The sequence below is a fragment of the Streptomyces katrae genome (genome assembly GCF_000966975.1).
In the GTDB taxonomy this organism is placed as follows: Bacteria; Actinomycetota; Actinomycetes; order Streptomycetales; family Streptomycetaceae; genus Streptomyces; species Streptomyces katrae.
Genome location: NZ_JZWV01000936.1, coordinates 1 through 8340, shown reverse-complemented (window position 1 = coordinate 8340; position 8340 = coordinate 1). Strand labels below are relative to the sequence as shown.

The following is an 8340-nucleotide window of genomic DNA, read 5'->3' as shown; positions in this document are numbered from 1 at the left end:
GGTCGGGCCTGGGGGCGGGGGGCTTCGGCGGCTCGTCGCCGAGCGGCACGAACTTGCTGACGCGCGCCTCGGGGGCGGGTGCGGCCTTCGGCGCACCGGGCTTCGGGTCGGCGTCCGCCGGCTTCCCGGGCGCGCCCTTGCCGGCGCCGGCCGGGGCGGAACCGGGCTTGACGGCACGGAAGACGGCCGTCCGCTCGGAGTCCTCGCCGGGCTCGGCGTCCTTCGCCGGCGCGGCGGGCTTGCCGGGCGCGGCCGGGGCCGAGCCCTTGGCGTCCGCGGGAGCGGAACCCGGCTTCACGGCACGGAAGACCGCCGTCCGCTCGTCGGACCCGGCGCCCGCGGCGGCACGCGGATCCCGCGCGTCGGCCGCCTTGCCCGACTCGGCGTCCTTCCCGGACTCGGAGGACTTCCCGGGCGCGGCCGGGGCCGACCCCTTGGCGTCCGCGGGAGCGGAACCCGGCTTCTCGGCACGGGAGACGGCCGTCCGCTCGTCCGTGCCGGCGGCGGCACGCGGGTCCTGGCCGGCGGGGGCGTCGGGCGCCGGGCGGGTTCCCGGCTTGACCGTACGGAAGACCGCCGTGCGCTCGCCGGAGCCGGCGGGAGAGGCGGTGGAACCCTGCTCGGAGCCGGCCGGAGACCGCTCTCCGGCGTCCGCCGAACCCGGCTTGACCGTGCGGAAGACGGCCGTGCGCTCGGAGCTCTCGCGCCCGCGCGGGTCCGCGGGCGCGCCGCCGGAGCCCCGCTCGGGGCGGGCGTCCGCGTCCTGCGGGGCGGGGTCGGAGGTGACCACGCCGAACGCGGTGGTCCGCGAGCCGCCGGAACCAGAACCGGAACCGGAACCCGGCTTGGCGTCGGCCGGGCGGTCCTCGCCGGCGTCCTTCGCGGAATCCGCCGGAGCGGAAGCCGGCTTGACGGTGCCGAAGACGGCCGTGCGCTCCGACGCGGCCGCGGGCCCGGCGGACGGCTTCCCGGCGTCGGCGGACGCGGCGCGGCCGGAAGCGGAGTCCGCACCGGCGGCCGGCTCCGGACGGCCGTCCTCCGGGGCGGGGTCCGAGGTCGCGGCCCCGAACGCGGTGGTCCGCGTACCTCCGGAACCGGCGGAAGCGGAACCGTTCTTCGGCTTGGCTTCGGCCTCCCGGGCGGAGTCCGCCCCGGCGGAGCCGGGCCTGACGGCGCGGAAGACGGCGGTGCGCTCGGCACGGGCGGCCGCGGACGGCTCGTCGCCGCCGGCCTCGGAGCCGGAGTCACCCGCCCCCGCACCGGAGGTCTCGGCGGCCTTTCCGGATCCCTCGGAAGCGGAACCCTGGCGGACCACGCCGGACTTCGATGCGGACGGTGCGGCTTCCACTCGTCCGGGTGACCGCTGGGCGGCGTCCGCGCCCTCCCGCGCACCCCGGTCCGAAGCCGCGTCCGCGTCGGCGGCCGCACCCGGACCCGACTCGGGAGCGGACTCCGTACCCGGCTCGGTGCCCGCGTCCGACGCCTCATCCGGATCCGACGCCGAGCCCGACCCCGTACCCGCGTCCGAGGCCCCGCCCGCAACCGTCCGGGCCGCCGTCGCGTCCTTCACCGGAACGCGCGGCTGGAACACCGAGACCCTCGGGTCCTGATCCCCGGCTCCTGAGGACTTCGCCGCCCCCGACGCTCCTTCACTTACCGACTTGTCGGGGGACTCGCCCGCCACCGTTCCTCCTCGATCGCCGTCCGGCCACTGTCCGAACCGTCTAACAGTGTCCCGTCTCGGGGGCCTCGCCCACGTGCTAGACGAGAACGACATAGCTACTGGTTCCCCCACAAAGCGATCAGGCGCTCTCGACAGATGAATGTGAGAGGCGTCACCCTGTCACTCATCCACGCGGGGAGGCATGGATGGGCAGGAGCCGCAGAACAATTCCAGAGGAGCTTCTGCTGCTCGCCCTGGACCCGGCCACGGGTACCACGGCGCAGCCGCAGTCGCTCGACCTCGGCCTGGCCGGGGCACAGCTAGTGGAGCTGGCTCTGGCAGGACGGATAGCCCCTGACGGGGATCGTATCGCCGTGGTGATGCCACGGCCGACAGGAGATCCGACTTTGGACTCCGCACTGGAACTGCTGCGCAGGCGCGGCAGCCCGGTACGGGCCGTCCACTGGATCGGCGGACCCCGCCTGGGGCTCCGCCAGATTTACCTCGCTCATCTGGAGCGCTGCGGCATGGTGCATGCCGTCGCGGGACAGATGTGCGGGGTGCTGCCGACGACTCGCTACCAGGCGACGGACACGGCGATCAGCCGGGAGATCCGTGCCCGGCTCGACAGTGCGATCCGCACCGGCGTACCGCCGGACCCGCGGACCGCGGCGCTCGCCGCGCTGGCCCACGCGGTCGGACTCGGCAAGCACCTGTACCCCGGCAACGAGGGGCGGTCGTCCAGGTCCCGGCTGCGGGACCTGATCAGGCACGACCCGATGGGCGGTCTCGTGGCGCACGCCGTGATGGACGTCCAGAACGGCGTGGCCGCACAGCCGCGCCGCGACCGCGCTCCGGCACCGCAGCCGGCCGCCCGGGCCACGGCGGGCGGCGGCGTGCCGCTCCAGCCGCGCCGGACGGGCGCGATGGCCCGCGCGGCCGCGCACTGACGCACCACGCACGACGTAGGACGCACGACGCACGACGCACGACGCACGACCCCCGACCCGCGACACCCCTTGGTCCACCAGCGGGTCACCGATCCACCCTCCGCTGCCGGGTCCCCCCAGAGACCCGGTCCGGGAGTCGCGCGCACGCGGGGTGGCGGGGCCGTTCCATCGGCCCCGCCACCCCGCGTGTCTGCTTTTCCACGCCGTTCCCCAGCGGCGCCGCACCCTTCGGTGGCAGTCTGCTGAACGTCAGACACGCACAGAGACAGCTACTGAAGAAGGCGGAGGTGCCGATCCCGTGGCGTCCAATGTCAATCCCACCGTCCGACGCCGCCGACTGGGCATGGAGTTGCGCAAGCTGCGCGAGGACAAGGGCATGACGGCCGAACAGGTCGCCGAACGCCTCCTCGTCTCCCAGTCGAAGATCAGCCGACTGGAGAACGGCCGCCGTTCCATCAGCCAGCGCGACGTCCGCGACCTGTGCGAGGTGTACGAGGTGGAGGACCCCCGGCTGGTGGACTCGCTCATGCAGATGGCCAAGGACTCCCGCCAGCAGGGCTGGTGGCACGCCTTCGGCGACATCCCGTACAGCGTCTACATCGGCCTGGAGACCGACGCGGCCAGCCTGCGTACGTACGAGCCCCAGATGGCCCCCGGCCTGCTCCAGACCCCGGAGTACGCCCAGGCCCTGATCCGCGGCGCGCTGCCGGAGACGGCGCCCGCCGACGTGGAGAAGCGCGTCCAGGTCCGGATGCACCGCCAGAAGCGGCTGTCCGAGACGGACAACAACAACGCGGAGGTCGGGCCGCTGCGGCTGTGGGCGGTGATCGACGAGGCCGTACTGCGCCGGCACGTGGGCGATCCCGAGTTGATGATCCGGCAGCTGCAGTTCCTGATAGAGCAGTCGCACCAGCCGTACATCACCGTGCAGGTGATGCCGTTCACGATGGGTGCCCATCCCGGGGTGAACGGCCAGTACGCGATTCTGGAATTCCCGGACGCCTCGGACTCGACGGTGGTCTACATCGAGGGCGTCACGAGCGATTTGTACCTGGAGAAGGCGAACGACGTTCAGAAATACAGCGTGATGTACGAGCACCTGCGGGCCCAGGCGCTCAATGTGGAACAGACCCGGCAGTTCATCTCCGAGGTCATCGACCACTACGCGGCCCTGACGAAGTAGGGAGGTGGCGGGGGGTCCGGCACGGTACACCGTCGGTCCCCGGCCACAGAAGGCCTGAATGGAACATGCCACCCGGTCGAGTGAATGCCCACGTCACCCTTCGGGAGCTGCCGGTAGCGTCGATCACGTCGGCCCGGGGAATGGCGCCGGCACACAGCCGGGAACTCCCGGAACCACTCTCTGAACCGGAGAAGAACCATGGGCATTCGTCAGGGCGGCACCGAAAACTGGACCAAGTCTTCCTACTCCGGCGGAAACGGCGCCTGCGTCGAGGTCAAGTCCCCCGTCACCGAGGCGATCGCGGTCCGCGACTCCAAGGTGCAGGACGGCCCGTCCATCACCTTCGCCCCCGGCTCCTGGACCTCCTTCGTGACCGGCGTCGTCGAGGGCCGGCTCGTCTGAGCCCCTCGACCCGCACCCCTGACTGGAGCCCTCTCGACCGGTCCGCCGTCCTGGCCGAGGGGGCTCGGCCATGTCCGCGTACGGGCGGACGACCGGCCCCCTCTCCGCTCGCGGCCCGCGGTCAGCGCAGCTGGTCCACGTACCGGTCGGTCCCCGGCACCGTCGGGACGAACGGCGCCACCAGCTCCACCCGCCCCAGCCCCGACTCCGCGACCTCCGCGTCCAGCCCCTGGAAACGGTCCCAGCAGCCGCGCGGGTCGGCCTCCAGGAACCACAGCAGGGTCAGGCGGCTGTCCACCCCCTCGACCTGCTTGACGTAGGTCATCCGGTCGCCGGGCAGCGGCGTCGGACGGAACACGGTGACCATCGCCGCCGGGGAGCCGTGCAGCCTGCGCGGCAGGGCCCGGGAACGCAGCCATTCCAGCAGCTCCGCGCGGTGCGCGGGGCCCTCGGCGTCGACGACCTGGAGGACGAGCCCGGCGTACGGGTGGTCCAGGGCGTGGAAGTCGCGGGGGCCGGCGGCGCCGTCGCGGTAGACGGTGGCCTCGTGGTCCTGGAAGGCCGTGAAGACGTGCGTACGGTCCTGGTAGACCCGGCCGTCGCGGTTCAGGCGCTTGTTGATGCCGACGGTCCACTTCATGTGCTCGTCGTAGCGGCCCTCGGTCACCCAGTACGTCGACAGGTAGCAGCCGGCCGTCACCGGCTGGGCCACCGCCGACTTCTCCGGGTAGCGCAGCTCCTGGAGTTCGCGGGTGGCCACCCAGCGGCGGCCCGCGTACATCCAGGGCATGGCCATCGCGCCCGCGTAGTAGTGGTCGTCCTCGTACCAGCGGTTGTACGCGTACTCGTGGCCCGGGTGCGGTTCGACCATGGTGATCAGCGCATGGCCGGGGCGGACCCCGTACGGGCCGACAGCCGCGAGTTCGGCGTAGTCCCCGGCCCGGGTGTCCTCCGGCCCCCGCTCCTGCTCTTCTCTGCTCGTCATGACACCGGTGTAGCTGATGCTCCGTCAGTTCGCGAGAGGGGGAAGGCTGTTCACCCCTCGAAATGGTAGGTGCCATCTGCATCTTCCCTCGTTAGGCTCACGCTCACCCGCCACCCGAAGGAGCCCCCATGCCCCCTGCCGGTCCCGCTCCCCTGCCCGCCTTCGCCGCCCGCGCCCGCACGGTGGGCGGCTCCCCCGTACGGGAGATTCTGGCGCTCACCGAACGCCCCGGGGTGATCTCCTTCGCCGGCGGGCTGCCCGCCCCCGAGCTCTTCGACACCGCCGGGCTCCGGGCCGCCTACGACAGCGCCCTCGCCGGAGCCGCGTCCGCCTCCCGCGCCCTGCAGTACTCCACCACCGAGGGCGCCCCCGAACTCCGCGCGGCCGTCGCCGCCCGGGCCGGCGCCCGTGGCCTGCCGACCACGGCGGACGACCTCCTGATCACCACCGGCTCCCAGCAGGCCCTGACCCTGATCACCGCCACCCTCGTGGAGCCCGGCGACACCGTCCTCGTCGAGAACCCCACCTATCTGGCGGCCCTCCAGTGCTTCGGGATGGCCGGGGCCCGCGTCATACCCGTCCCCTGCGACGAGGAGGGCCTGCTCCCCGACGCCCTGGCCGAGATCACCGCCCGCGAGCGCCCCAAGCTCCTCTACACCGTCCCCACCTTCCAGAACCCCACCGGCCGCACCCTGCCCGGGGAGCGGCGCGCCGAGGTGGCGCGGACCGCGGCCCGCCTCGGGCTGTGGCTGGTGGACCTCGGGCTGTGGCTGGTGGAGGACGACCCGTACGGGGACCTGCGCTACGAGGGCGCCCACGAGCCCTGGCTCGCCGCCCATCCGGGCGCCGAGGACCGCACCGCCCTGATCGGCAGCTTCTCCAAGGTCATGGCCCCGGGCCTGCGCCTGGGCTGGCTGCGCGCCCCGGCCGCGCTGCGGCGGGCGGCGGTGGTCGCGAAGCAGGCGGCGGACCTGCACACCTCGACGGTGGACCAGCTGGCCGCCGCCCACTACCTGGCCGCCAACGACCTCGACGCCCACGTCACCCGGGTCCGCGAGGCCTACCGGGCCCGCCGCGACGCCCTCCTGGCGGGCCTCGGCGCGGCCCTCCCGCCGGGCTCGGAGTCGAACCGCCCCCAGGGCGGCATGTTCGCCTGGCCTCCCGGAGGGCCACGACGCGACGGTCCTCCTGAAGTCGGCCGTGGCCCACGACGTGGCCTACGTCCCCGGCGCCCCCTTCTTCACCGGCGCCCCGGACCCCCGCACCCTGCGCCTGTCCTTCACGACGCACACCCCGGTGGAGATCGGCGTCGGCCTGGACCGGCTGGGGGCGGCACTGGGGTAGGGGCCGGACACCCGCTAGGTGTACGAGGCCTCTACACCTGCCCCGCCGGTTCACTCCCCGGCGGGGCAGGCGCGTGTTCCGGCGGGGAGGTGGCCGTCGATCAGGAAGCCGTCCACGTAGTCGCGTACGCAGGCGGAGGACGGGTAGCCGGTGTGCCCGTCGCCCTTGTGGTCGATGATCACGGCCGAGCCGAGGCGCCGGGCCGTCTCCTCCGTCCATTCGTACGGGGTCGCCGGGTCGCCGCGGGTGCCGACGAGGAGCATGCGCGGGGCGCCGGGGTGGTCGATGCGGCGGATGAAGTCGGTGCCGGCGGGGCGTCCGTAGCAGGACAGGAGGGTCATCAGCTGGCGCGGCCCGAAGATCTCGGAGGCTTCGCGGAACTGCGCGCTCAGCCCGCCGATCTCCTGGGCGATGGCCGCCGGGGCGTCCCTGTCGTTGCCCCGGTCGGGGTCGTCGGCGCAGTTCACGGCGGTGAGGGCGGCCAGGGCGTTGTCGGCGGGCACCTTGGAGGGGGTGCCCGAGGGGGGTGTCTCGGGGGGTGCGAGGAGCTGCTCCAGACCGGTGGGGTCGTCGTCCCGCTCCGCCCGGTGGAGGGCGTCGGCCAGATCGGGCCACGTGGTCGTGGAGTAGAGGGCGCTGCCGATGGCGAGGACGGCGTCGTCGCCGGTGAACGGGGTGCCGCCGGTGCCGGTCATGGGGTGCTCGTCGAGGCGGGCGACGAGGGCGGCGACCTTCTCCTTGGCGGTGCGGGTGTTGGTTCCGTAGACGCAGTGGTCCTGGTGGGCGCACCAGGTCAGGAAGGCGTCGAGGGCGCGCTGCTGGCCGCGTGCGGAGGCGAGGGCCTGCTCGGTGAAGGGTTCGGTGAGGGTGTCGACCCCGTCGAGGACCATCCGGCCGGTGGTCTTCGGGTAGAGGGCGGCGTACACGGCTCCGAGCCGGGTCCCGTAGGAGAAGCCGAGGTAGTCGAGCTTCTTCTCGCCGAGGGCGCGGCGGATGTCGTCGAGGTCCCGGGCGACGTGGACGGTGCCGATGTACGGGAGAACGCGCCCGGAGTGCCGCTCGCACCGGCGGGCCTCGGCGCGCAGGGCGGCCAGCTGGGTGGCGGGGTCGCCGGGGTCGGCGGGTTGCGTGCCGGAGTCGGCCTCCTGGACGCCGCCGCAGGAGACGGGGTCGCTGAGGCCGACGCCGCGGGGGTCGAAGGCGATGAGGTCGTAGCGTTCGCCGAGCTTGGCGAAGAGGGTGGGGTCGGCGGCGAGGGAGGCTATGCCGGGGGCGCCGGGGCCGCCGTAGTTCAGCAGCAGCGAGCCGAGGCGGCCGTGGCCGCGCCCGTGCCCGGGGGCGCTGGCGGGGATCTTGGCCAGGGCCACGTGGGTGGTGCCCTTGGCGGGGTCGTCGTGGTCGAGGGGGACGGTGAGCGTGGCGCACCGCATGTCGGCCGGGACGGGCTTCTCGGGGCAGTCGCCCCAGCGTATGCCGTGCGGCGCGGGGGGTGTGGCCGTGTCGGTCCCCGCGCCCTGACCGGACACCGGCCTCGGACCGGTCCCGGCGGGGGCCGTGGCTGCGGTTGCGGCTCCGCCGGCGGGGGCTTCGGCTGCGCCGGCTGCGGGGGCGGCTGCGCCGGCGGGGGACGCCGAGACGGTGGCGGCCAGGGCTGCGGCGCAGGCGGCGGTGCGTATGCGGGCGCGGGGCACGGCACCCTCCTCGGGCGGCCCCCCGGAACCGGTCAGCCCACGATAAGCGGCCCGCGCCGCCCCCGCCCGCCGGGGCGGTACCGGCCGCTGCGCGGAGCCCTCTCCCCGCTCCGCCCTTCACC

Annotated in this window: 5 protein-coding genes and 2 pseudogenes; 4 read left to right on the top strand and 3 right to left on the bottom strand. The window is 74.0% G+C overall.

The features are described from left to right. Window positions 1-1348: pseudogene (locus tag VR44_RS30000) on the bottom strand (hypothetical protein); the annotation flags it as partial. A 521-nt stretch (window positions 1349-1869) separates the two neighbouring features. Here VR44_RS30000 and VR44_RS29995 point away from each other — a divergent pair. The 3 genes from VR44_RS29995 (at window position 1870) to VR44_RS29985 (ending at window position 4198) form a co-directional block, all read left to right on the top strand. Continuing rightward, window positions 1870-2613, top strand: a complete 744-nt coding sequence (locus VR44_RS29995; RefSeq protein WP_045950763.1) for a GOLPH3/VPS74 family protein — start codon at window positions 1870-1872, stop codon at window positions 2611-2613. Window positions 2614-2911: 298 nt separating this feature from the next. Next, complete coding sequence (locus VR44_RS29990) at window positions 2912-3796, top strand: helix-turn-helix domain-containing protein (RefSeq protein ID WP_045950762.1); 885 nt, start codon at window positions 2912-2914, stop codon at window positions 3794-3796. Window positions 3797-3994: 198 nt separating this feature from the next. Continuing rightward, window positions 3995-4198, top strand: a complete 204-nt coding sequence (locus VR44_RS29985; RefSeq protein ID WP_045950761.1) for a DUF397 domain-containing protein — start codon at window positions 3995-3997, stop codon at window positions 4196-4198. A 121-nt stretch (window positions 4199-4319) separates the two neighbouring features. Here the strand turns inward: VR44_RS29985 and VR44_RS29980 are convergent, their stop codons facing one another. Then, window positions 4320-5183: a hypothetical protein gene (locus VR44_RS29980; protein WP_045950760.1), complete on the bottom strand. Its 864-nt coding sequence runs from the start codon at window positions 5181-5183 to the stop codon at window positions 4320-4322. A 128-nt stretch (window positions 5184-5311) separates the two neighbouring features. Between VR44_RS29980 and VR44_RS29975 the strand changes: the two are divergent. Then, window positions 5312-6527, top strand: a pseudogene (locus VR44_RS29975) (aminotransferase-like domain-containing protein). A gap of 50 nt (window positions 6528-6577) precedes the next feature. Here VR44_RS29975 and VR44_RS29970 read toward each other — a convergent pair. After that, window positions 6578-8218 (bottom strand): alpha/beta hydrolase, encoded by a 1641-nt coding sequence (locus VR44_RS29970; protein WP_045950759.1) that lies wholly within the window; start codon window positions 8216-8218, stop codon window positions 6578-6580. Between the last annotated feature and the right edge of the window lie 122 nt (window positions 8219-8340).